General features: G+C 48.9%; 19 protein-coding genes. 12 read left to right on the top strand and 7 right to left on the bottom strand.

Translation table 11 applies throughout. The features are described from left to right. Positions 1 to 7 precede the first annotated feature (7 nt). The 4 genes from H6F93_RS12475 (at position 8) to H6F93_RS12460 (ending at position 2,968) form a co-directional block, all read left to right on the top strand. Positions 8 to 928 (top strand): NAD(+) kinase, encoded by a 921-nt coding sequence (locus H6F93_RS12475; RefSeq protein ID WP_190643085.1) that lies wholly within the window; start codon positions 8 to 10, stop codon positions 926 to 928. A 72-nt stretch (positions 929 to 1,000) separates the two neighbouring features. Then, positions 1,001 to 1,696 carry a response regulator transcription factor NblR gene (gene nblR / locus H6F93_RS12470; RefSeq protein ID WP_190643086.1) on the top strand — a complete coding sequence of 232 codons (696 nt, stop codon included), beginning with the start codon at positions 1,001 to 1,003 and terminating at the stop codon, positions 1,694 to 1,696. Beyond that, complete coding sequence (locus H6F93_RS12465) at positions 1,697 to 2,263, top strand: DUF192 domain-containing protein (protein WP_242043423.1); 567 nt, start codon at positions 1,697 to 1,699, stop codon at positions 2,261 to 2,263. Between the two features lie 507 nt (positions 2,264 to 2,770). Beyond that, on the top strand, positions 2,771 to 2,968 hold the full coding sequence (locus tag H6F93_RS12460) for a DUF2949 domain-containing protein (protein WP_190643087.1): 198 nt from the start codon (positions 2,771 to 2,773) through the stop codon (positions 2,966 to 2,968). 201 nt (positions 2,969 to 3,169) lie between these two features. Here H6F93_RS12460 and H6F93_RS12455 read toward each other — a convergent pair whose 3' ends face one another. Next, the gene (locus H6F93_RS12455) at positions 3,170 to 4,321 is read right to left on the bottom strand and encodes a pyridoxal-phosphate-dependent aminotransferase family protein (protein ID WP_190681114.1); all 1,152 of its coding nucleotides are present in this window, start codon (positions 4,319 to 4,321) and stop codon (positions 3,170 to 3,172) included. Positions 4,322 to 5,179: 858 nt separating this feature from the next. Here H6F93_RS12455 and H6F93_RS12450 point away from each other — a divergent pair. From H6F93_RS12450 to H6F93_RS12430, 5 genes are all read left to right on the top strand, one after another. Next, positions 5,180 to 6,460, top strand: coding sequence for a Sll1247 family protein (locus H6F93_RS12450; protein ID WP_190643089.1), 1,281 nt, complete (start codon positions 5,180 to 5,182; stop codon positions 6,458 to 6,460). A 285-nt stretch (positions 6,461 to 6,745) separates the two neighbouring features. Next, positions 6,746 to 6,925 (top strand): 30S ribosomal protein S21, encoded by a 180-nt coding sequence (rpsU, locus tag H6F93_RS12445; RefSeq protein WP_190643090.1) that lies wholly within the window; start codon positions 6,746 to 6,748, stop codon positions 6,923 to 6,925. A gap of 319 nt (positions 6,926 to 7,244) precedes the next feature. Beyond that, positions 7,245 to 8,777 carry a DUF697 domain-containing protein gene (locus H6F93_RS12440; protein WP_524537937.1) on the top strand — a complete coding sequence of 511 codons (1,533 nt, stop codon included), beginning with the start codon at positions 7,245 to 7,247 and terminating at the stop codon, positions 8,775 to 8,777. Between the two features lie 61 nt (positions 8,778 to 8,838). Beyond that, positions 8,839 to 9,741, top strand: a complete 903-nt coding sequence (locus H6F93_RS12435) for a hypothetical protein (RefSeq protein ID WP_190681112.1) — start codon at positions 8,839 to 8,841, stop codon at positions 9,739 to 9,741. Positions 9,742 to 9,854: 113 nt separating this feature from the next. Next, a complete protein-coding gene (locus tag H6F93_RS12430) occupies positions 9,855 to 10,052 on the top strand; it encodes a heavy metal transport/detoxification protein (RefSeq protein ID WP_190643092.1) in 198 nt (65 codons plus the stop codon). 131 nt (positions 10,053 to 10,183) lie between these two features. Here H6F93_RS12430 and H6F93_RS12425 read toward each other — a convergent pair whose 3' ends face one another. The 3 genes from H6F93_RS12425 to H6F93_RS12415 all read right to left on the bottom strand — a co-directional run bounded on the left by H6F93_RS12425 (position 10,184) and on the right by H6F93_RS12415 (position 16,214). Continuing rightward, complete coding sequence (locus H6F93_RS12425; RefSeq protein WP_190681110.1) at positions 10,184 to 12,550, bottom strand: Calx-beta domain-containing protein; 2,367 nt, start codon at positions 12,548 to 12,550, stop codon at positions 10,184 to 10,186. A 629-nt stretch (positions 12,551 to 13,179) separates the two neighbouring features. After that, complete coding sequence (locus tag H6F93_RS12420; RefSeq protein ID WP_199313665.1) at positions 13,180 to 14,796, bottom strand: bifunctional pantoate--beta-alanine ligase/(d)CMP kinase; 1,617 nt, start codon at positions 14,794 to 14,796, stop codon at positions 13,180 to 13,182. Positions 14,797 to 15,050: 254 nt separating this feature from the next. Then, positions 15,051 to 16,214: a septal ring lytic transglycosylase RlpA family protein gene (locus H6F93_RS12415; RefSeq protein WP_190681108.1), complete on the bottom strand. Its 1,164-nt coding sequence runs from the start codon at positions 16,212 to 16,214 to the stop codon at positions 15,051 to 15,053. A gap of 651 nt (positions 16,215 to 16,865) precedes the next feature. Between H6F93_RS12415 and H6F93_RS12410 the strand changes: the two genes are divergently transcribed. Then, positions 16,866 to 17,597 (top strand): TVP38/TMEM64 family protein, encoded by a 732-nt coding sequence (locus tag H6F93_RS12410; RefSeq protein ID WP_190643095.1) that lies wholly within the window; start codon positions 16,866 to 16,868, stop codon positions 17,595 to 17,597. A 138-nt stretch (positions 17,598 to 17,735) separates the two neighbouring features. Then, positions 17,736 to 18,332 (top strand): DUF4126 domain-containing protein, encoded by a 597-nt coding sequence (locus H6F93_RS12405; RefSeq protein WP_190643096.1) that lies wholly within the window; start codon positions 17,736 to 17,738, stop codon positions 18,330 to 18,332. A gap of 122 nt (positions 18,333 to 18,454) precedes the next feature. Here the strand turns inward: H6F93_RS12405 and H6F93_RS12400 are convergent, their stop codons facing one another. Then, positions 18,455 to 18,766, bottom strand: a complete 312-nt coding sequence (locus H6F93_RS12400) for a hypothetical protein (protein WP_242043421.1) — start codon at positions 18,764 to 18,766, stop codon at positions 18,455 to 18,457. Between the two features lie 135 nt (positions 18,767 to 18,901). Beyond that, complete coding sequence (gene trxB / locus H6F93_RS12395; protein WP_190681106.1) at positions 18,902 to 20,293, bottom strand: thioredoxin-disulfide reductase; 1,392 nt, start codon at positions 20,291 to 20,293, stop codon at positions 18,902 to 18,904. A 283-nt stretch (positions 20,294 to 20,576) separates the two neighbouring features. Between trxB and H6F93_RS12390 the strand changes: the two genes are divergently transcribed. After that, entirely contained in the window at positions 20,577 to 21,764 is a 1,188-nt protein-coding gene (locus H6F93_RS12390; RefSeq protein ID WP_190643098.1) for an NAD(P)H-quinone oxidoreductase subunit H, read from the top strand. 362 nt (positions 21,765 to 22,126) lie between these two features. Here H6F93_RS12390 and lepB read toward each other — a convergent pair whose 3' ends face one another. Further along, positions 22,127 to 22,666, bottom strand: coding sequence for a signal peptidase I (lepB, locus tag H6F93_RS12385; RefSeq protein ID WP_277882844.1), 540 nt, complete (start codon positions 22,664 to 22,666; stop codon positions 22,127 to 22,129). Positions 22,667 to 22,683 lie beyond the last annotated feature (17 nt).

Below are 22,683 nucleotides of genomic sequence, written 5' to 3'. Positions count from 1 at the left end.
GCTGAGTGTGCCCAAAGCTGGCATTATTTACAACGATATCAAGCCCGTTGCCTGTCGCGTTGCCGAGGAGTTAAGAGCCAAGCTGGTAACGTGCGGCTGGGATGTTTACCTGACAACGGGTGCTGGCGGCATCTTGGGCTACTCTAGCCCTGATCGTCCCATCTGCCACACCCCGATTGATCAGCTTGTTCCGCCTGGGTTTGACCAGGAAATGGCTTTCGCGATCGTTTTGGGAGGCGATGGCACGGTTTTGTCGGCCTTTCGTCAGGTTGCTCCCAGTCGTATTCCCCTACTAACCGTAAATACGGGGCACATGGGCTTTTTGACTGAGGTTTACATCAGCCAATTGCCTCAGGCGATCGAGGCTTTGATCGAGGGAAACTACGAAGTCGAAGAGCGAGCCATGCTTGCTGTGCAGGTGTTCCAGGGCCGGGATGGACTGACCTGGGAAGCGCTTTGTCTGAACGAAATGGTGATCCACCGGGAACCCCTGACCAGCATGTGCCATTTTGAGATTGAGATTGGCAAACACGCCCCAATTGACATTGCCGCAGATGGGGTGATGATTTCTACGCCAACAGGCTCCACTGCTTATTCACTGTCGGCGGGTGGGCCGGTTGTCGCACCGGGTGTTCCAGCCCTACAGCTTGTGCCAATTTGTCCGCACTCTTTAGCCTCGCGTGCGCTGGTGTTTGCGGACAACGAGCCTGTGACTATTTACCCAGCCAATCCCGATCGCCTGGTAATGGTAGTGGATGGGAATGCAGGCTGCTACGTTTCGCCTGAAGATCGGGTGCAAGTGCAGCGATCGCCCCATTCCGCCCGTTTCATTCGCCTTCAGCCGACCGAGTTTTTCCACGTCCTGCGCGAAAAGTTAGGCTGGGGGCTGCCACACATCGCTAAGCCCACTTCTGTTGAGTTACCTTAAGCACTACCCAAAGCGGTGAAGTCATTCTGTCCTGAACGTGCTAAAACAGGGTATTAATGCTTATCGCATCTTATGAACACAGCAACTCCTGACCACAGCCCTCGCGTGCTGCTCGTTGAGACAGATGAATCTCTGGCTCAGCACGTCAGCGCGGATCTGAGAGAGTCTGGTTATGAAACAGCGATCGCCTACGACGCAGTAAGTGGCTTGCATCAAGCGAACGAGTTTCAACCGTCGCTGATTGTGATCGACCGGATGCTAGCGGGCGAGTCTGGGCTGTGGCTCTGCAACAACTTGAGAGCGGCTGGAGTGCGAATGCCTGTAGTGTTGCTGATGGCGCGCGACACGGTGGATGACCGCGTCGCTTGCCTAGAAGCTGGGGCAGATGACTATTTTCTTAAGCCCTACCGGACTGAGGAATTTTTAAAGCTGGTGCAGCTCTACTTGCAGCCAGATACCGTGAGTGCTGAGCAACTGCGATTCGGCGAACTGGTGCTGGATCTGGCAACTCGTCGGGCGCTGCGGTATGGACGGGCGATTGACCTGACGATGAAAGAATTTGAGCTACTAAAATATTTAATGGAGCATCCGCGTGAGGTGCTGACCCGCGAACAGATTTTAGAGAATGTTTGGGGCTACGACTTTATGGGCGAGTCCAACGTAATTGAGGTCTACATTCGCTATCTGCGCTTAAAAATCGAAGACGAAGGCGAAAAGCGCCTGATTCAGACCGTACGCGGGGTTGGTTACGTTTTAAGAGAAGTTTAGATGGCGATCGCCAAATTTTTTATGAATCGTTTGTGTTTAGTTAGCACATTCACCATTGGGTTAAGTGTGCTGCTTATGAGCTGCACTTATCCCTCCACTCCACCGGAGACTAGCAGTCCCTCAGAATCAGCTCAGTCACCCACCCCCGTTGAAACCTCGCAGTCTAACTCAGGACAATCTTTGCCTATCTCAGCTCAAGCTACTGTTGGCGATCAGCAGATTCAGCTCGAAGTGGCTCGTACCCCTCAGCAACAGGCGACCGGGCTGATGTTTAGAAGCGAACTAGCAGATGACCGGGGAATGTTGTTTGAATTTGAGCCTCCCCGCCCAGTTAATTTTTGGATGCGGAATGTGCTAATTCCGCTAGACATGGTTTTTTTGCTAAATGAGGAAGTGCAGGCGATCGCCTCCAACGTCCCTCCCTGCACCACCCCGACTTGCCCCACCTACGGCCCAGAAGGTTCTGTCAACCAGGTGATTGAGTTGCGAGGCGGACGTGCAGCAGAGCTAGGACTACAGGTTGGCGATCAGGTTGCGATCGAGTTTCTGCAAAGCGAAGCGAATTAGCCCACTTATTAAAGTTCCGCGATTTCACAAAACTTATTGCCCTGATTGCTAAATCTAGGGTGAATACATCTGTACAAGCTCATGTGGATTTGATAGTTTATTCTTCCCTGAAGCTTTAAAGCGGCAGGGATACTTATATAACGTTTACAAAGTCTCCTGGTTTCTACGAGTGTTCTTTACGTCTGTATTAGGAAAATAGAGTACTCTTGCGGAAGATATAAGGTAGCACTCAAGGTTTAGTTGTCGTAATTCAGCGATAGCGAGCCTAAAGAGGTAAATTGTTAAACTTTCAGCTGAATTATCCAGATTGACCGGGTGTTGACTGCAAAACGAGTAGAGTAAACAACAAATTGCCAAAAGTCGTTTGTTGACTTGCTAAATCTAGTTAGGTCAGTTAGGAAACTTAGTCAAATTGGGCAGAGGACAGATGAAAGAGTGGCTATCGGCTGCTCACAGATTCAAATACAAATTTCACAATAGGTCACAGCAAGGAGGTGAACTCACAATATGACACCCACAACCCACTCTCGATTTATTCACTTTTTACAAGAAGATTTAGCGCTCTCTGCTTCTTCTATTGCGATCGCTCTGCGACATCGTGAGCAAGACCCTGGACCATTGCCCATGATTTTGTGGCAGTACGGTCTGGTAACGCTAGAACAACTCGATCGCATTTTTGATTGGATGGAGACGACTCAAGCTTAAATCACCTCCAAGGAATGCATGACTTTAAATCTGTGGCACTGCGGCATCAGTTGGACAGACAATCGAATAACCTGGAGCGATTACAGCTTAATATCTCAACGCAAAAGAGCGGGTCAACTATCGACCCGCTCTTTGCATTAGTGAACTAATTAGGAGATTAGGACGCTTGAAGCTCATAGTCACCTAATGAGCGGTAGTCACCTAATGAGCAAAGACTGCTGCTGCCGCTGCGATGCCTGCACCAGGCGTAAAGCTGTCGTACCCCAGAGATTGAAGCGCCGACTCCAAAGCACCAATGGCAGTGAGAATGTCGCGATCGCTGACAAAGCCAAGATGCCCAATACGGAAAATCTTGCCCTTGAGATGGTCTTGCCCACCTGCAACCGCAATATCAAACTGTTTCCTGAGAATGCCACGAATCTGTTCAGAATCGATGTTGGCAGGGGCGATCGCCGTAATCGCTGGACTCGCTGCCTGATCAGCCGCAAACAACGGTAGACTCAGCGCCTTCATCGCAGCACGAGTAGCGTGCATATGACGCTGGTGACGAGCAAAAATATTCTCTAAGCCCTCTGCTTGCATCATTTTCAGCGCAGTCTGAAGCGCAAAAAATAGGTTTACAGGCGGTGTAAAGGGAGTGCTATTTTTAGCAGCATCCTTGCGATATTTGCCCAAATCAAGGTAAAAACGCGGTAACTTAGCGTGAGCGTAAGCCTCCCAGGCTTTTGGACTAACCGCAACAAATCCCAAACCTGGTGGAATCATAAAACCCTTTTGGGAACCGGAAGCCACCACGTCCAAGCCCCATTCATCTATGGGCAAGTGTACAGCTCCAATACTGGTCACAGCATCAACAATGATCAGCGCTTCGCCGTGTCCTTTAACATAGCGGTTGATCGTCTCTAAATCGTTCAACACACCTGTTGAAGTTTCGCTATGGGTGACAACGACAGCCTTGATTTGCTTGTCGGTATCAGCTTCTAACTTGACGCGAAACTCATCCGGGTTCAGCGGTTTGCCCCACTCAGATGTAATTGTCTCTACATTCAGTCCGTAAGCCTTGCCTACCTCTGCCCAACGCTCGCCAAACTTGCCGTTGCAGCCTACTAAAATGCGATCGCCCGGACTCAGGAAATTGATCATTCCCGCTTCCATCGCCCCCGTACCACTAGCCGCTAAGACCAAAACATCATTTTGGGTTTGGTGCAGCCACTTCAACCCTTGCGTCACCTCCGCCATCACCTTATTGAAATCACCGCTGCGATGCCCAATTGGATGCTTCGCCAGCGCCAGCAAAACCTGTTCCGGCACAGGAGTCGGTCCAGGAATCATCAACATCAACTTATCGTCCATCAATCTGCCCTACCTGTGTGAGTTGTCTGCCAGGAATATGTAGTGGTTGGCGTATGATCCAGAATGCCACAACTTTATGCTTGTCTTCGCCCGGAAATGTGATTCATAAACTGCTAAATCTACGCAATCTAGCAGGTTGATTTGGCAGATTGACCTCCTACTGGGCTGAAAGTGCGTCAGCAGATTGAATTAATTTTCTTATAGTTTTAAACCGAATCCTCAACAGCCAGTCTGCCAATGACAGAATCAACAACGCAAGCACAGCAAGCAGAGTTAGAAAGCTTGCAAGCTCAAATCTCTCAAGACTAGCCACAGTGCAGCACCGGAAAGATCGTTATTTAAGTTGATGGAGGTTCGATAGCACCATTCAATCACCCGAAATGCGGCTGAAAGGTGTCGGATGATGTTGCTCGCGCCATGCCTTACACTGTCCTGAGAATTTGTCAAATTAATGGGAGGCAAGTTAAAGATTTAGTAAAGTGAAACGCTGCTCAAACCGCTCAACCTAATATATTTTCTTAAAGGGGGCTATTCACCAAGTTTCGGAATGCGTATTTTTATACAGGTGATCAAGTAAATATGCGTAGAAACGTCAGTAAGAAGTCTACTTTTAGATTTCAGCCGAGTCTTGTTCTTTGGGAAGTTCATCAAAGTTTTAAAGTAAAAGTGATTGAAATCACAATTTTCCAGGACGCAGCTTAAGTAGTATTGGAGACATATATACAAGAAGCTGTTAAATCCATATCTCTGTTGGTCGGTTTTCTGGTTTAGGGTTTTCTACCTTGACAGAATGGTTCTATTAGATAGACATTGGGTTGGATTTACTGTTGGTGATTGGGCCGAGGAGCGCCAACTGTTGTGACTACATGGACAGGCTGCAGTAACAGACAAATCACGCGGCACGAGCAGGAAATCTACGATCATTTGCTCCACTGGATCGAACTGGAGCCTCCCGATCGACTGATCAAACGCTTTCGCTGTCTATTCATTGATGGCACAGGATATCCTGATGCTGACATTGCAGCCAGTCTTGATGCTGTGACAGCGTCAGGGTTGGCTTCTGAGGAATTTCGGTACGTCCTAAACCGCTGCTGCCACATTCTGATTAACCGCTGGCAGGCACGCTCGCAGTTTCAAATGGCCATTCCTGAGTTGGTTGGGCTATTTGAAACAATTCCGGCTGAGCCCGTCACCGGCATCAAGCGATCGCGCTCTGTTCGCCGATTGCGAGAACTCGTCAAACTTTTTACTGAAACTGAACAATACCTGACACTGCGTCGCTTAGCTCAGGTAGTGCAGGAAGCCGAAAATAACGCCAATGCAGGAAATCGCCCTCTCGGTACGCTAATTAGACGCTACCCCTATCTCTACGAACATTGCCTTTTGAGTGAAGATAGCACTCAAGAGCATCAGCATACTGTCAAACAGATCCAGTTCAGAGTACAGCGGCAGTTTGAGATTGATCTGTCGCAGTATGTGACTTACCAAATGCGGCGATCGCAAATCGCGTCTCGCTTATCTTCACCCACCGCCCAGCGAATCATTCAACCCGTCGCTAATCCGACGCTGCTCAATGATCAGGAGTTAGGTAGAGCAATCCGACACTACATTGGCAAGGTTGAAGGATCGAGTACTTATCGCGATTTGGCTTATAGCTTCTTGGCACATAGCGGTCAGGCAGTAACGTACAAAACGTTTAAGGACGATCTCTATCAATACATGACTTCCTCGGTCGATCCAGAATACGGAAGACGGAAGTTTAACAATCAGCTTTATCAGCATCTCAAGTCTACGCTGCCTGACAGCAACTCCAAACCTCTAGACGATTTTCTGGTGGTGCGGACTTGCAGCCAACTGCTCAACTTCCTTGTGGTTGAAAGTCCTCAGCGTCCTCAGCATTTTGTCTTTGTGGATTTGCTCACTAATTTGGGGCCAGTTCTTACGACTGGGCTGCTGCTTAAGATTGTGCTGCTATGCCGTAAAGTCAAGCCATCCTTAGAGCGGCGCTTTTCGATCTTATTTAGCCACTACGAAGCCTATACTCGTGATGCAGTAGCTTGGCTGGTGAAGGCGCTTGAGAATTTGAATGTGGCCTTAAGTACCCACTTTGGTGCAGTTGACTTATCTTTTGTTTGCTAAGACTGGCTCTACATGAGGCTACATATTTTGAAGCACACGTGTACGCGGTATGTTCCAAACATGCTGCCTTAACGAGAATTGGTATAAGGCTTGTGACAAGCTACATGAAATTTTGAAATACCATTGGAGCTAATATTTACCTGATACTGGCTGTAGCTTTAGAATGTGTAGGTGGTATAGCTTCTGTTTCTAATAGCTGAGCTTATCCAAGGTAGGGAAGGGTCGAGCGATCGCCCTGGTTGAGTAAAATGATTAGTGAAGATTAGCTTTAAGGAGAAGCAAGTAATGACCCAAGTGCTCTTAGGTGAGAACGAAGGTATCGAGTCAGCTCTGAGACGGTTTAAGCGGCAGGTTTCCAAAGCAGGAATCTTGGCAGACGTAAAGAGCCATCGTCATTTTGAAACCCCATTAGAGAAGCGTAAGCGCAAGGCAGTTATGGCCCGGCGCAAGCGGCGTTTCCGCTAAGTATTGGTTCAGGCTCTTTGTCAGGCATTGGTGCTTCAGGAGATGTCTCTTAGTGAGCGATTGCAGCATCGCTGTCTTCTGATTCTTAGAAATGTCTGAATCTGGCTTATCGTTTCAGGTTTGTTGTGAGAGTTGCATTGATTTGAGTGCGGCTCTCACATCTGACTAAAAGCACCTTCATCACTTCAGTGGTCAAACTTATTCCTAAATCAGCCGTTGTCTATTCCAAGAGTTTTGGAGAAATAGCTAGGATTGAACCAGCGCTCTGCTGAAGATGGTATGAGGAGTGTTAGGGCTTTTTGCTTCTGGAGGTTCGGTTTTGCCTGGTTCTTCGTCCAATCCTGACTTTAATTCAACCCCAGATCCCACTTTGTCAGCGGTGAATGCAGCAGAATCATCTGAGCAAAAGGCGAGACTGGATACTGAGCTAGAAGAAACAATTCACAGTTTTGAAGACATCCAGGCAGAGTTGCACTACAGGCAGGCTCAAGAGGCTTTACGTGAACTGGTGACTACTCTGGATCTTACAGCGAGAGAACGGGCCGGTCTGGAAACAGAGATCTACAGCCTGGAATCTATGTTAGATAAGCTCGATCGCCAGGTTGTTCACATTGCTGTGTTTGGCATGGTAGGACGGGGAAAGTCTTCGCTGCTTAATGCGCTCCTAGGTCAACCTGTATTTACGACTGGACCTACTCATGGCGTAACGCAGCAGATGCAGAGCGCCAGTTGGAACTTACGCCGGGAAGCAGTTGAGGGAAGCGATCGCCCCCTACTTAGAGTTTCACTACCCGGTTTGGGCAATTCCCAAGTTGAGCTAATTGACACCCCCGGCATTGATGAGGTGCATGGCGAAAGCCGCGAGGCACTGGCACGACAGGTGGCAAAACAGGCGGATCTGATTCTGTTTGTGATTGCTGGAGACATGACCCAGGTTGAGTACACGGCTCTCTCAGAGTTACGTCAAGCCAGCAAGCCAATTCTCCTGGTATTAAACAAAATCGACCAGTATCCTCAGGCTGACCGATTGGCGATTTACCACAAAATTCGAGATGAGCGGGTGCGTGAACTGCTTTCGCCCGACGAAATTGTGATGACGGCAGCCTCCCCCCTGATTGCCAGGGCAGTTCGTCGTCCTGACGGTAAAGTAGTAGCAAATCTCAGTCAGGGTATGCCCCAGGTTGATGAATTGAAGCTGAAAATTTTGGAGATTTTGCACCGCGAAGGTAAAGCACTCGTGGCGTTGAACACGATGCTCTACGCCGATGATGTGAATGAGCAACTGGTGCAGCGCAAGATGGAAATTCGCGATCGCAGTGCCAATCAAATTATCTGGAATGGGGTGATGACAAAGGCAGTGGCGATCGCCCTCAACCCAGTTACAGCGCTCGACTTACTCAGCGGCACCGTAATCGATGTAGCAATGATTTTGACCCTATCAAAACTATATGGCATCGTCATGACTCAGCAGGGCGCAGTCAGCTTGCTACAAAAAATTGCTGTCAGCATGGGTGGCATCACCGCCAGTGAACTTGTCGCCACCTTTGGACTCAGTTCGCTTAAGGGACTATTAGGGCTTTCTGCGCCTGCAACTGGAGGAGCTTCCCTGCTACCCTACCTCTCGGTTGCGTTGACCCAAGCTGGAGTTGCCGGAGTTTCCTCCTACGGCATTGGGCAAGTTACCAAAGCTTATTTAGCGAATGGAGCCTCTTGGGGACCGGACGGACCTAAAGCAGTCGTCACCAAAATTCTGGCTTCCCTGGATGAGGCTTCTATCTTAAGCCGCATCAAAGGTGAATTGCGGGCTAAACTCGACCTACAGCAGCGCAATACTCAAACGCTTCAACCTTAAACGGACCAAGTCCAGTCCTGAAAACAAGCCCTTGAGACAAACCTGGCTTATCAGAGGACACATGCCTAAGACGGTCCAAAGCGCTTTATTTCTGCTTGTTCTGACGCTGGTCGTGATTTTTGCTAGACCAGGATTTGGATTAAATTCTGTCCCGGCTTCACCTTCCTCTGAGGCAGTTTCTCCAGCAGAAAATCTCGACCCCAGGTTTTGGCTAGCCGATACGCTTGACCTACAGGCAGAACTCAATGCTCACCAAGTTGCTTTGAGTGAATGGATTGAATCGATCAACCGGTCAAATCTTGAATTTCTTTGTCTAGGCGAAATCCATAACCAGGCATTCCGCCAGTTTTTGGCACAGGATATCTTTTCACAACTTGATGTGGATGTGCTGATGCTGGAGGCAGACCCACCCCAGGTTGAACAATTCCTAAGTCAAGTAGAAGCAGGAATTCCCTCTATTAGCCTGTTTGGTGCCGATATTGCTGCTGTGATCCGTGCAGTGCAAGCCAGAAATCCCGATGTACAGGTTCTAGGTGTAGACGAAACAGCGCAGCAAACCGCCTGGAAAAATCTGGAAGAAGTTCACGCCGAGCGTCAGCGACTCAGCCGCGATGGGTTTATTGCCCAAAATATTCGTCAACAGTTTCGCCCTGGTTCGCGGCATGTGGCATTGTTTGGTGGAAGTCACTGTTCGCTTTACGACGTGGGTTTGGGCAATTCACGTCCTTTCTTCTTGCACCTGGCAGGTGTTTTGACGGCACGAGAGCAAATGAAGAGTGCGCTAATTATTTCTGCGAAACAAACAAATCTGTTTGCCCTAACAATGCGAAAGGCAGGGTTAGATAACCAACTACTGGCATTTCCTGATACGAAAGCGATCGCCCCTACTGCATACAACTTTCGCTGGGATCTAAAATCTTTTTGGGACAACTATGATGTGATGATTCACTTTCCCACGCCTTAGGGGTTCCTACGGCTTAGGGAAGGGGCGATCGCACTACAAAAATCTGTCTCTAGCTACTACCTAGACGAGGGCAAACGGTAAAAAATAGCCATAGTAAAATTACGAGAGATATTATGGCGCTGAAATTACACGTTCCATCTATTGATAGTCCTGATTCTGCGGAACAGCTTAAGGAGACAATTTTGACCACAGAACCTGATGCTGATGTTGAAGTGAGCGTGGACACCAAGACCGTTACCATTAACTCTCAAGCATCTGAGGAAACATTTAAACAGTTAATTGTTGCCGCTGGACATACCATTTCTTCGTAAGGATTTGGACAAGTGAACGAGACCCAGTGCGAAAGGGCAAGGAGCTTAAGCTCCTTGCCCTTTTTTAGCAACCTGATGGCTTTTAGCAATCTGATGGCAATTTCACTTCACTGAGCGACTAAAGCAAATTCCTAACGCCAACCGTTAGCCGAAGTGTTAACTACAGTCTTCAGGTCGCGAGTGATTTCAACCGTATAGTCAAACGGTGAACCAACTGAACCTGTCTGAGTCATGGCTTTTCCGTCGGGACGACGAGGAGCAAAGTAGGATTGTGCTTTGACAACCAGATTGCCCTTCGAGTTAGTAGAGATGCCAGTAACGGCGAGTGAGTTACTCTTGCCGCTGCTCAACACAGCCGAAAGATAAGCTGCATCCACCATGTCGCCTGTCTTGGGATCGATCCGCGCTAGCACGGCAACTTTAGATCCACCACCCTGCCCATAGCTTCTCAGCCACTGTTGAGTAGCATCAGAAGAAGCACGGCGGAAATCTTGGCTAGATGAACCTTGCGTGCCGTCTACGCTAAAAACGCCGTAGAGCGAACTGCCGTCCCAGAAGAGTCCATAACCGCGACCGTCAGCGCCCGTTGTCTCGTAGTTGGTTTTGACCCAGTTGTTGCCGGGGTTTTGACTGTCAAAGCTAGCGATGATCGGGTTTTGGTTGATGCTGGTGACTTGCTGAGAGCCAATATAGATAGTTTGGCTACCGATAGTGACTTTGGCTGCACCGCTAGAGGCGATCGCCGCCTGACCATCCGAACCGCTAAACTTGACCGTCTTGTTGTTTAGCGAAGATTGTCCGCCGCCGATAGGCCCGCCACCTGAGCCGCCATTGTCCGCAGGCTTGTCATCATTTGCGATTGTTAGCGTCGCCTCCTTCGCATCACCTAGCTTCGCCCCAATCACATTGGTAAGAGACAGCTTGACGGTTTCATTGCCCTCAACGCCATCATCATCCCTCATGCTAATGGTGAAGCTCTTACTAGTCTGACCATCGGCAAAGACTAAAGTGCCAGAAGTGCCGCTATAGTCTTCTCCCGCTTTAGCAGTGCCACCGCTTACAGTTGCGTAGTTGATGCGAACTTCGCCATCGTCACCACCTGTACGGTTGACGGTGATGGTTGCTGTTCCGGCATCCTCGTTCACACTGAAGTTAGTTGAGCTAAAGGCCAAAGTTCCCTTGCTCAACGAAGGGGCAGGAGTGGGCGCAGGTGTCGGAACTGGAGTAGGCGTGGGAGCGGGCGCTGGAGTGGGCCCTGGAACCGGAGCAGGTGTGGGCGCTGGAGTAGGCGTGGGAGATGAGCTATTTTCAGTCTGAATGAACTCGATGTAGTCTACGCGAGCATGTTCGCCTTTATTTTCCTTACCCAGAATCTCAATCAGGTCGCCCTGCTTCACAGAAACCCTCTCAGCAACCGTGCGGCGCACTAAGTTTCTGCTGCTAATTGCGTCGCTGCCCAAGTTTTTATCCAGATTCCAGGTATTGAGCGTTTTCCCAGCAACGCGAGTTTGCAGTTGGCTCACTCCATCGGTTTCGTCAACATAACCGACAACAACCTTGTAGGTACCTGAAGGACCACTAAAGCTGCGAGTCGCCTTACCTGACTCGCTGCTGCTTCCTCCCTTTAGAGTAATGAGGGAGTCTTTTGAAACAGCCCAGTTTGACTCTTTGCGGTAAGTGCTTAAGTTCATACTTTCCGCTTCGATGCGAATCGTGTCACCGCTGCTACGAGGCTGAATTGTGGTTGGACTGGGAGTTGGGCTAGAAATAGGGGCAGGAGTGGGCTTGGGCATGAAAGCAGCTAGACCCGTGAAATCATCTCGATTAATGACACTACTGCTGACTTCCTTCAGCACTGCGACAAATTTGCCGGAGCGCTTCTCTTGAATAACGGTGTCTTCAGCAAAACTACCGCTTCCTTGAGCAATGTTGAGTTGCTCAAACGTAACACCACCTGTCACTTTAATCTTGTCGCGACCGTTTTCAAAGTCGGTGACAACGTCAGCATCTTCTAACCTTGAGGCACTATCAGCCGAGCTAAAAACAAATTTATCTCGGTCACCGCCGCCTGTCAGAATGTCTTTGTCTTTGCCGCCATCCAGCTGCTCTCGACCGCTGCCGCCTTCCAAGATATCTCGACCATCACTGCCCACCAAGGCATCATTGCCACTGTCACCGATAAGCTGATCGTTTCCAGCATCTCCATAGAGGCGATCGTGTCCTTCGCCACCTTTTATTAGGTCATTGCCACCCCGACCTGATAGGGTATCGTTGCCTTTGTCTCCAAAAATGGAGTTGCTACTGTCGTTGCCAGTGAGGGTGTCGTTACCCGAACCACCTTTGATCCAATTGTCAATGTTGTCATAATCGGCGCGAGTAATGGCGTTGCCTGCACCATTGACGCTGAGGATGGAAGCAATCTCGTTTTTAGGGGTCAGCGTATTGGGGATCTGAGCTAAATTAGGGGTTTGAGCTGTATCAGATTCCGTAGAAAACAAGGTTATACCTCCAAGTTTGTTGGATGTTAAATGCCAAAAGATTTACGAAAGGCATGACCCTGAACACTTTGAAAAAGCAGGCAGGTGAGTCAGTCTTGACAAAACTTGTCGGTGATATCAGGGCTATGAGCGCACAACAAAATTTCTCCAAACTCATGAGGCAAGATCACCTCTGGGTTTGGCAGCGATGCTAATAGCTAGCGCTTTAGAAGAATCGGTAAATGCTTGGCTTGTTGGGTCTAGACTCAGCCGTGATCTCAGACCTGATCTAACGCTGCTGGCTTCAACACCCCAGGCGTAATTTTCGCCTCATGAGTTGAGTCTTACTTTGGAGGGAGAATGTTCCCGAAGATATTTTTGAGATTCCATCTTTTGGACAATGCCATCAAAAAAAGCTCCTTCTCCAAAGCCGCTATCAAATAGCCACAGCACTATGCAGCAAAATTTACTCTAGGTTAAATGCACTCTATTTTGCCTAACACTGCTCTTTCAACTGTGAGATTGGTCTTGCTAGATTCTTCTCTACCGAAAGAGCTCTTCAGTAGTTGCAGCTATTTTGTTGTAATTTATAAAACCTTTCATTCACATCAGAGATATCCCTGATTTAGTACTCAGTGAATCTTCGGAAGCTACCCCAATTTCTGGTGATAAAGGCTGACGATCTTAGCAACAACCTCATCAATGGTGAGTTCGTCAGTTTGAATTTCGATCGCATCTTCTGCCTTCCGTAAAGGGGCAATGCTACGAGTGCTGTCTTTGTGATCTCGCTCGTAGATAGCGCGTTCTAATTCTTCCAGGCTGACTCCTGTTTGTCCCTGATTCTTTAGGTCAAGCTGTCGCCGTCGTGCCCGCTCCTGCACTGAAGCAGTTAAGAAGATTTTTAGCTCGGCATCAGGAAACACATGAGTGCCGATGTCGCGACCATCCATCACAATTCCACCTTTGCACCCATACTGCTGCTGCTGCTTTACCAGCGATCGCCGCACAGCGGGTTGAGCTGCAACGGCCGAGACGTGGGCGGTCACTTCTGCACTGCGGATTTCCTGAGTCACATCCTGCCCGTTCACCCAAACTCTAGGTGTAGATGGCAAATTTTTGACTTGGTTTTCTAACTCAATCTGACACTGGCTAACTAACTCGGCGATCGCAGGCTGATCACCTAAGGCAATACCCGATTGCAGCACGAGCCAGGTTACTGCTCGATACATCGCTCCCGTATCTAGATAAAGTAGCCCCAAATTTTGAGCCACTTGGCGGACTACAGTAGATTTACCGACCCCGGCTGGACCATCAATCGCCAAAATGGGTTGACGATTTCGCAGCACAAGATTATCGATCAGTCGGGTTGAGCCAAGATAAGCAGCGATCGCCAGCAGTCCTGACTCCTCCACCCGTTCTAATGGCGCTAGGGTGACTGGGTCAACTAGCTCCGCATATTGAGGTTTGACGGCGGGCTCAGTCGCTAGCTCTGCTTCAACCGCTGCTAGCAAAGCAGCGGACTCTAGATTGCCTGACCGAAACAGTTGTTCAGCCTTCTGCAAACTGCGGTAAAGAACGGTTGCCTGCGATCGCTCTGCATCTGTCAAATACTGATTGCGTGAACTCAACGCCAGTCCATTTGCTTCTCGCACAATCGGACAACCCACAATCTCTACGGGAATATTCAAATCTGCTACCATCTGCTGCAAAATTGCTAACTGTTGAGCATCTTTTTGCCCAAAGTAAGCTCGATCAGGTTGTACCAGATTGAGTAGCTTGGCGACTACCGTTGCTACCCCCTCAAAATGTCCAGGGCGAAAGCGTCCACACAGACGGGCGATCGCTGTCGCAGGAGGCAGCACCTGAGTCAGAGCTTCACTTATAGGGGGAACTGTACCATATAGCTCGGCAGCAGTCGGGGCAAAAATTACATCAACACCTGCCTGTTCACACTGCTGCTGGTCTTGCAATAGTGTCCGAGGATATTTTTGAAAATCTTCATTGGGACTAAACTGCAGCGGGTTAACAAAAATACTGACAATAACCAGATAGTTATCTTGCCGGGCCCGATGAATCAGGCTTAGGTGCCCTGGGTGCAGCGCTCCCATTGTTGGCACTAGTCCCACTGTTACGCCCCCCCCTGTTACGGACCCCAATGCTATAGCCTTCATAGCAGCCAGCTTTTGCTCAGCTAGCCCCTGCTCAGACCGTTTGAAGTTCAAATAACAGCGTAATCCAGCAACCGTTGTAAACAGGCGCACTACCATCTCCCGGGTTTGACTCTACTCCCGCCTAGTAGTTTACAAAATTCCACAAACCACCTGCTTATACCTTAGCTCCATCAGGTAAAAACAAATTTTTGAGGGTGAGGAAATGTTGCAATAGGCGCTTCCTCACCCTCAAAGCCTGATACCCAATCCTCACAAAGAGATGGAGACGCATTGTGCCTCCATCTCTTCACCCCAAATTATGAAAACAGCATTTTGACGCTCTATTGGTTTTCGTTAGTTGTCAGTTTTCGCTAGTTTTGGCTGGCAGCAGTTTGGGCAACGCCCAATACATCGACGCTAACCGGAGCCACTCCTGCCTGAATTAATCCGACTGCTCGGGCAGCCGCCGCAGACAGATCGATAACACGTCCGCCGCTGTAGGGCCCTCGGTCGTTAATTCGCACAACAACCGATTGACCGTTGTTTAAATTCGTTACCCGAACCTGGGTACCGAAGGGCAGATTGCGATGGGCAGCAGTGAGTGCATTTTGGTTGAAGACTTCACCGCTAGCACTACGATTGCCATGAAAACCAGGGCCATACCAGGATGCCATTCCTCGCATACTGAACTGAATAGGTCCAACGGAAACTTCTTGAGGAGCCGGGCGGGGCCGACCTGCGACCTCACGGAGTGGAGGCGCATCGCCCATTTGTCGGCGCAAGCGGTTAGTAACTTGCAGGGCGTCTTCCGCTAAATCGTTCGTGGAACCAGGGAGAAGCGTTTCAGGATTGATTTCGACCAATTCTTCATCATTGACCTTGATGAGGTAGCGCTCTTGGTCAGCATCCCAGCTAACTGTGATGTCTTCAGCGTTGACGCTGTCCCGATGCATTTGGTTGAGTCGAGCAGCAACTGAGGTAGCCCGCCAAACTGGATCAGAGGTGTAGTCATCAGAATCGGCATTTGCTGATGCCTCAGTCGCCTGGTTAGCCGAAGATTCAGCTGAGTCGCTGCTTTGGGTAGCTGCAACCTTGACCTCTGAACCAGTAGAACTGCTGGATTGAGCAGGTTGCTCAGCTGCATCGGAACCTAAGAAGGTGAGAACAGGAATGCCTCGAACATAAAGCGTAGCCGCTTGCCGTCCATCCATCTCATGGGGATGAATGCTGGCGACTGTTTCCTCGACCGTGTCAACCTCTGCTTGAGATTGATGCTCTCCGACTTTGACTGCTTCAAGGGAAGAATCTGACGATGCTGCTTCAACCGGATTGACTGGTTCGGATGGCTCAGATGGAGCTAAACCGGAGGCAGTTTGCTGAGGTTGAGGCTCGTTGACGGAAACATCTGCTTCCAAGCTTTCGTCTGTTGTCGTAAGTTGGTCTGCCGGGGGCTGGTCAGCGTAGCTAGAAGACGCTGTACCGAGACTCGCAATAATCAAGGCAGCGGTTAGACCGCTCCAAAGTTGTTGATTCATACGTCCATTGTGAAGGTCACTGAAAGCTAGAGCCAGGACTTGATTGGGGCCACGTAGATGCGGTCCTGCGAACGCCTAACTCGTACTCGTTACGTGTTCACGTTATGGTTGTGGAACTGCAACAGAGTAACACGAACTTTTTGGGTTGGGGATCAGGGTTGAGCAAAAACCCCTTACAACTTTACACAAACTTCATATCAGTATTTCGAGGACAACTTGCTTGAATCGAAGTTTTCCCAAGAGCTTGGGGAGTCAGGATAGTTTTCGAAAACTTTACATAAAGTTTACAATTACTTTACAGTTTTTCTGGTTTTCCGACACTCAGTTGTTTTAATCACTGAAGTTAAGGGATAAGACAGTCTGTTCTTGGTTTTCCCGTTTTTAAGATCTACGCCCGTGTTAAGAGCATTAGGAGCACGTTGTTGAGTTTCTTGACTGCTGCGCTCAGCAGCCTGTGTGGACTCAAGCAGGGTGGCGAACAGGTGTTCGACCCGCCAGGGTGAAGCGTAATGGAGAAAAACGAGGTTTAATGGACTTGTCTTGTTGGAAATCCGTCTGATTTTTGAAAAGTTATCTTCTATTAGGAGAGTAAGTTTTCAAAAACTGAACTTGTAAGTCCTAAATTGGAATGCTAAAGATCTGAAACGCCTCATGAATAGACCAAGAAGACGTTCAAGGAAGCTTCGTATCTTACTCAGTCGGGTTGGCGATCGCATCAGCAAAAAAAATATTCTTGCTTTATCCATTTTCCTGCTGTGTTTGCTGGGTTGTTGGTGGCTCTTTACAGCGTTAGAAATCAATATATTCACCCCAGAAGGGTTGGCTCAAGCTGCCCGAGAAATGGGGGTTTCAGCAATTCTGATTTATATCCTCTCTATTATTATTGCTATTGTTATTAGCCCTATTCCTGGAACACCTTTGACTATTGCAGCCGGAGCGATTTGGGGTCCGGTTCCTGCTGCTATCTACGCAACAATTGGTAGCTTTGTGGGAGGGCTAATTGCTTACTTTATTGGTAGAACGTTAGGGCGATCGGCAGTTAAAGTCTTAACAGGTAAAATTATCTATTTCTCTAAACATCGAGGAGAGGTTTATCTAGGGCTAATCATGTTCTTTGCCCGTCTTTTTCCAGTGCTTCCATTTGACTTCATGAGTTATGGAGCAGGTTTAGCTAAACTCTCTTTGCCAATCTATGCCAGTGCCAGCTTGTTAGGGGCATTTCCCTGCAACTTTTTTTTGACGCACTTAGGGGCAGCTTTCACACTAAACAAAACAATGTTAGGAATTATGGCTGGTTTGTTCCTAATCTTGTTTGTGGGACTGCCTTGGGGAATCCAGCGATATAACTGGCTGGGTATGAAGGACATCATTCGTGTAGAGTAATCCGTTCCTGATGGGTCAGTTTGGTTGTGCCGGTTTGGTGTAAAGCGCCTGTAATTCTCAATTCAGATTGAATAGTGGGGAAAATGTCAAACTGAAAGAGGGACTATACAGGCTGCAAGCTTAGAGAAAGCCGCCATTATGATTGAGCTCCTTGCCGCGCTCTCAGCATCTGCAGCAGTGGGAATGAGAATTGCCCTACCTCTTTTGATGATTGGGCTACTTTATAGCGATAATCTCTGGGCAGATGTGCCTGTCTTGTCCCACATTCCCCCACGAATTGTGCTGGGAGTATTGGTGAGTTGGTCTTTGGTTGAGCTATTAATTTCTAAAGAACGTTTGGGACAGCGTTTTTTGCAGATCGTGCAGTTGCTGTTTAGCCCTTTTGTGGGAGCGATCGCCGGAATTACGGTTGCCCGTTCTGCTGAGGTGCCCGGAGCAATGGCAATGTTGCTCGGTCTGGTGGGTGGACTATTTGCTTTTGTGCTGCAATTGGTGCAGGTGGGCTGGTTTTACCGCTTGCGAGGACTCCCGACCTGGGTAATTTTTTTGCAAGACTTTTTGTGTATTGCGCTGGTGCTGCTTGCGTTTGACGCACCTGAACAAGGTGGGCTGATTGCGCTGCTGTTGCTCTGGTTAGCAATTCGTAGTTCGGGCGTGTGGCAAAGCTGGTATCAGCAGCAAGCGAGTGCTCTAAACCGCAAAAATCCTCGGTGGAACAAACGAGATCCCGATTAGCTAAAGCAGCTTTATAGCTATAGCCATACAGGTTAGGACAAAAAGAAGGGCACGGGGCTTCGCCCCGTGCCCTTCTTTTTGTCCTAAGAGTTGAGAAAGGTATACCTGATTTGATCAGTGTTTTATTCAAGCAGGAATGGAAAAACGCTGCGAATGGCTCTGCGGACGCGTAGCAATATAATCGTGTTCTCAACTCGGGGCGAAAGTTGGGGACGAGTATCGGGACCTGCCTCAAGCTGTGCCTGTAGCTCAGCATACTCAGCTGCCGTAAGTGGAGCGCCATCAACGGGCGATCGCGCTTCTGTAATAATCTCTGTTCGCAGCACCTCTTCAGGCACATCTTCCGCAGGTGGCAGTGCCAGGGCTGGTGCAACGCTGACACTACTCAGAAGTAACAAAATCATGCCAAGAGAACTGCGCTGAATCTGAAGCATGAGAGTATTCCAAACCCGTTTTTTAGGATCGCAGATCTATTAAAGCCCAAATAAAGCCCAGATTATGCAAAGCGGAAGCGCAGCTTAGCCGCACTTCCGCTAATGAATCAAACTGAGTTTTGTAAGAGCGATCGCTTAACTAACGGGAACAGCAGCTGCAACATACTTCTGCATCACTTCCCGGTACTGGCTCTTTTGCTTCATTCCTTTAAGCTGCTCAACCAAAGCTTTGTCCTTAAAGAATTGAACGGTTGGAGTACCAGTCACTCCGGCTGACTCGGCAATATCTGGGTCTGCTTCGATGTCGATCTCTACATAGTGAATCTGACCGTCGAATTCATCCACGACTTTGCTCAGGATGGGCTTGAGTGTATGGCAAGGTCCGCAAGTGGGGGAAGCATACTTGACTACGATTAGGCGATCGCTGTCATGGTATAGCTTACGCAGGGCATACCCCCCTTCATGACGAGTTCTATTAACGTCAAACTCTGCTGCCTGCTCATCTTCAGTTTTTTTGTGAGCCGCTTCAGCCGCAGGTTTTTCGGATGCTTCGGTCTGATGAAACTCCTGCACTAAGCCGTTTACAGAGAGCCAGCGCTCAGCTAGCATTGCCGCCATACAGCCCGTACCTGCTGCTGTAATGGCCTGACGGAATTCATGATCCTGCACATCACCAGCCGCGTAGACTCCCTCTATGCTGGTTTCTACTGAGCCAGGTTTGGTCACAACGTAACCCACGTCATCCAGTTCTAGTTGTCCTCTAAATAAGGATGTATTTGGAGTGTGACCGATCGCGTAGAACAAACCTCTAACGTGAAGTTCGTCTTCCTCTCCGGTTTGGGCATTTCTGATTCTGACCCCCTTCATGTGGTCTTCTTCACCAAACACGTCGAGCGTCTCGGTATTCCAGTGAACGGTGATTTTGGGATTACTTAAAACACGGTCTTGCATGGCTTTGCTAGCTCGCATCTTTTCGCCTCGCACCAGCAAGTGAACGTGGGAGCCGTACTTTGTCAGGTAAACTGCTTCTTCTGCGGCTGAGTCACCGCCACCGACAACCGCTAACTCGGCACTGCGAAAGATTGGCGTTGCACCATCACAAATTGCACAGGCGGAAATTCCTCGGCTCCAAAACTGGTTTTCGTAAGGCAATCCTAACCGTCTTGCGGTTGCTCCAGTAGCGATCACAATGCTGTGCGCTCTAACTTCTCGCTCTTCAGAGCGAATCACGAACGGACGCTGACTAAAATCAACTGAAGTAACGTCCTCTGTTACTAACTCCGCGCCCCAGCGCACGGCTTGCGCCTTCATTTGATCCATCAGTTGGGGCCCGGTGATGCCACTAGGGAAACCAGGGAAGTTCTCAACTTCAGTAGTGGTCATGAGCTGTCCGCCCGGTAGCCCACCTGCCTGGAATCCTTCAAATACAAACGGCTTTAGATTTGCTCTCGCAGCATAAATGGCAGCCGTGTATCCAGCCGGACCAGAACCGATAATGACTAAGTTTTCTACCGCTGGGTTTGTCATAGATCTAGATAAACTCATAACGACTACGCTTAGTATAGTCTAACTTCTTAACAAAAGTCTAATGACATTGCAGATAGGTCTATTTGTCTGTTCTGTCCGTTTTGCCTATAAGGATAATTAGGGCGATCGCATCAGAAAATTCTCTAGATTTTTGGTGTAGTTTGCGCCGGTAGACGGAGCTTAGGCCAATATAATGAAAAAGCAGTGCAACAAAAGTCAACGTCGTAAGGTGCGGCATGATGCGTGGCTGCTTAACGATTTTTAATCGGGAGATTGCTTGTCTATGGCAATGATTGAAACCAAAACCGAACCCATGGTGCTAAACATGGGTCCGCATCACCCTTCTATGCACGGGGTGTTGCGCCTAATTGTCACCCTGGACGGTGAAGACGTGATCGATTGCGAACCCGTCATTGGCTATCTGCATCGGGGCATGGAAAAGATTGCCGAAAACCGCACCAATACGATGTATGTCCCTTACGTCAGCCGATGGGACTACGCTGAGGGCATGTTTAACGAGGCAATTACCGTTAATGCTCCCGAAAAACTAGCAGACATTCCAGTTCCCAGACGCGCTAGCTACATTCGCGTAATCATGCTGGAACTGAACCGGATCGCCAACCACTTGTTGTGGCTTGGCCCGTTCATGGCAGACGTGGGTGCCCAAACGCCTTTCTTCTACATTTTCCGGGAACGGGAAATGATCTATGACCTGTGGGAAGCTGTATCGGGCTATCGCATGGTCAACAACAACTATTTCCGCATTGGTGGGGTCGCGGCTGACTTGCCCTATGGTTGGGTAGACAAGTGTGAAGACTTTTGTGATTACTTCCTACCCAAAGTTGATGAATATGAGCGTCTAATTACTGACAACCCGATTTTCCGGCGGCGGGTTGAAGGCGTGGGCACGATTGGTCGTGAAGATGCGATCAATTGGGGGCTTTCTGGCCCGATGCTAAGAGCGTCTGGAGTGAAGTGGGATTTACGTAAGGTTGACCACTACGAGTGCTACGACGATTTTGACTGGGAAGTACAGTGGGAAACGGCAGGCGACTGCTTTGCCCGCTATCTCGTCCGTATTCGCGAAATGCGTGAGTCGGTCAAGATTGTTCGTCAGGCACTCAAAGGGTTACCGGGTGGCCCATTTGAGAACCTGGAAGCGAAGCGTGTAGCGGAAGGACCTAAGTCTGAATGGGCTAAGAATCCTGACTACCAGTTCATTGGTAAGAAGATTGCTCCTACCTTCAAGATTCCTAAAGGCGAACACTATGTTCGTGTGGAAAGCGGCAAGGGCGAGCTAGGAATCTACATCATCGGAGACGATAGTGTGTTTCCCTGGCGCTGGAAGATTCGGGCGGCAGATTTCAACAATCTGCAAGTTCTTCCCTACCTACTACGTGGCGTGAAAGTGGCTGACATTGTGGCGATTCTAGGTAGCATCGACGTGATTATGGGATCGGTCGATCGCTAGTACAGCTTTCAAGTTGTTATTGGTAGAGGAGGCAAGCTTTGTTTGTCTCCTCTTTTCCGTCTTTGCACCAAAACTACTGCTCTGGGTTTTCATAGGAAATCTGCTTGGTAAAGAGACACTATCTTTGTGTATCCCTCTTCCATCACTTTCCCAGTACAAAAATCCTAGAAGCGTCTCGTTTCCAAGCTTTGCCTGGAAGTGCCACTTCGGAGGCTCTGCCTCCATTGACAATAGAGCGGAGGCAGAGCCTCCAGAAACTGCATTCCTAGCTAAAAGCCAGGAACGAGAGAGATTAGAGAGAATCTTCTCCAAAAGTGATGAAAGAGGGGTATAGCGCTACTCCATAAAGGGTTCGGTATTATTTACTCAATACTTCCTATTTTTCCAGGTGGCCAATATCGACTGGTAATTTTTCCGAGTAGATGGTCTTGAGGGACAAATCCCCAGAATTGACTGTCGTAGGAGTTGTTGCGGTTGTCTCCCAGGACGGCATAGGAATTGGCAGGAATTGTAACTGGACCCCAGATGTAAGCAGGTGGCTCGGCAATATAGTCTTCCTGAATCGGCTGGCTATTGATGTAAACGCTGCCCTCTCTCACTTCGATGGTTTCTCCAGGTAAACCAACGGCTCGGGCAATGAAGGGAACATCTGGATCAGCGGCACCTTCGGCAATCATGGTATCCGTGGGGCGAAACAGGATGATGTCTCCCCGTTGAGGCTGCTCTGTTTCGTAAATGGATAGATCTGCAAAGATGCGATCGCCCACAGCAAGTGTCGGAGCCATTGACTCTGACGGAATATAGAAGCTTTTAACCTTACTTGCACAAGCAGGAAATAACCCCAGGCTCAGCGACAGACTTACCCAAGCAATGAGCCGACTTTTATTGAAGCGCGACAGCATAATTTGATTTGCAGCAA

The sequence above is a fragment of the Leptolyngbya sp. FACHB-671 genome, assembly GCF_014695745.1.
Lineage (GTDB): Bacteria > Cyanobacteriota > Cyanobacteriia > Elainellales > Elainellaceae > JAAUTN01.
Note: the sequence above shows the minus strand (reverse complement) of the source record. Positions and strands in the feature narration are given on the sequence as shown.

Bases quoted from the DNA above. Each gene is read 5' to 3' on its own strand.
- H6F93_RS12465 (WP_242043423.1), top strand. From the start codon at position 1,697: ATGGCGATCGCCAAATTTTTTATGAATCGTTTGTGTTTAGTTAGCACA.
- H6F93_RS12460 (WP_190643087.1), top strand. From the start codon at position 2,771: ATGACACCCACAACCCACTCTCGATTTATTCACTTTTTACAAGAAGAT.
- rpsU (WP_190643090.1), top strand. From the start codon at position 6,746: ATGACCCAAGTGCTCTTAGGTGAGAACGAAGGTATCGAGTCAGCTCTG.
- H6F93_RS12420 (WP_199313665.1), bottom strand. From the start codon at position 14,796: ATGGTAGTGCGCCTGTTTACAACGGTTGCTGGATTACGCTGTTATTTG.
- trxB (WP_190681106.1), bottom strand. From the start codon at position 20,293: ATGACAAACCCAGCGGTAGAAAACTTAGTCATTATCGGTTCTGGTCCG.
- lepB (WP_277882844.1), bottom strand. From the start codon at position 22,666: ATGCTGTCGCGCTTCAATAAAAGTCGGCTCATTGCTTGGGTAAGTCTG.
- H6F93_RS12400 (WP_242043421.1), bottom strand. From the start codon at position 18,766: ATGCTTCAGATTCAGCGCAGTTCTCTTGGCATGATTTTGTTACTTCTG.
- H6F93_RS12435 (WP_190681112.1), top strand. From the start codon at position 8,839: ATGCCTAAGACGGTCCAAAGCGCTTTATTTCTGCTTGTTCTGACGCTG.
- H6F93_RS12430 (WP_190643092.1), top strand. From the start codon at position 9,855: ATGGCGCTGAAATTACACGTTCCATCTATTGATAGTCCTGATTCTGCG.
- H6F93_RS12410 (WP_190643095.1), top strand. From the start codon at position 16,866: ATGAATAGACCAAGAAGACGTTCAAGGAAGCTTCGTATCTTACTCAGT.
- H6F93_RS12455 (WP_190681114.1), bottom strand. From the start codon at position 4,321: ATGGACGATAAGTTGATGTTGATGATTCCTGGACCGACTCCTGTGCCG.
- H6F93_RS12415 (WP_190681108.1), bottom strand. From the start codon at position 16,214: ATGAATCAACAACTTTGGAGCGGTCTAACCGCTGCCTTGATTATTGCG.
- nblR (WP_190643086.1), top strand. From the start codon at position 1,001: ATGAACACAGCAACTCCTGACCACAGCCCTCGCGTGCTGCTCGTTGAG.
- H6F93_RS12405 (WP_190643096.1), top strand. From the start codon at position 17,736: ATGATTGAGCTCCTTGCCGCGCTCTCAGCATCTGCAGCAGTGGGAATG.
- H6F93_RS12390 (WP_190643098.1), top strand. From the start codon at position 20,577: ATGGCAATGATTGAAACCAAAACCGAACCCATGGTGCTAAACATGGGT.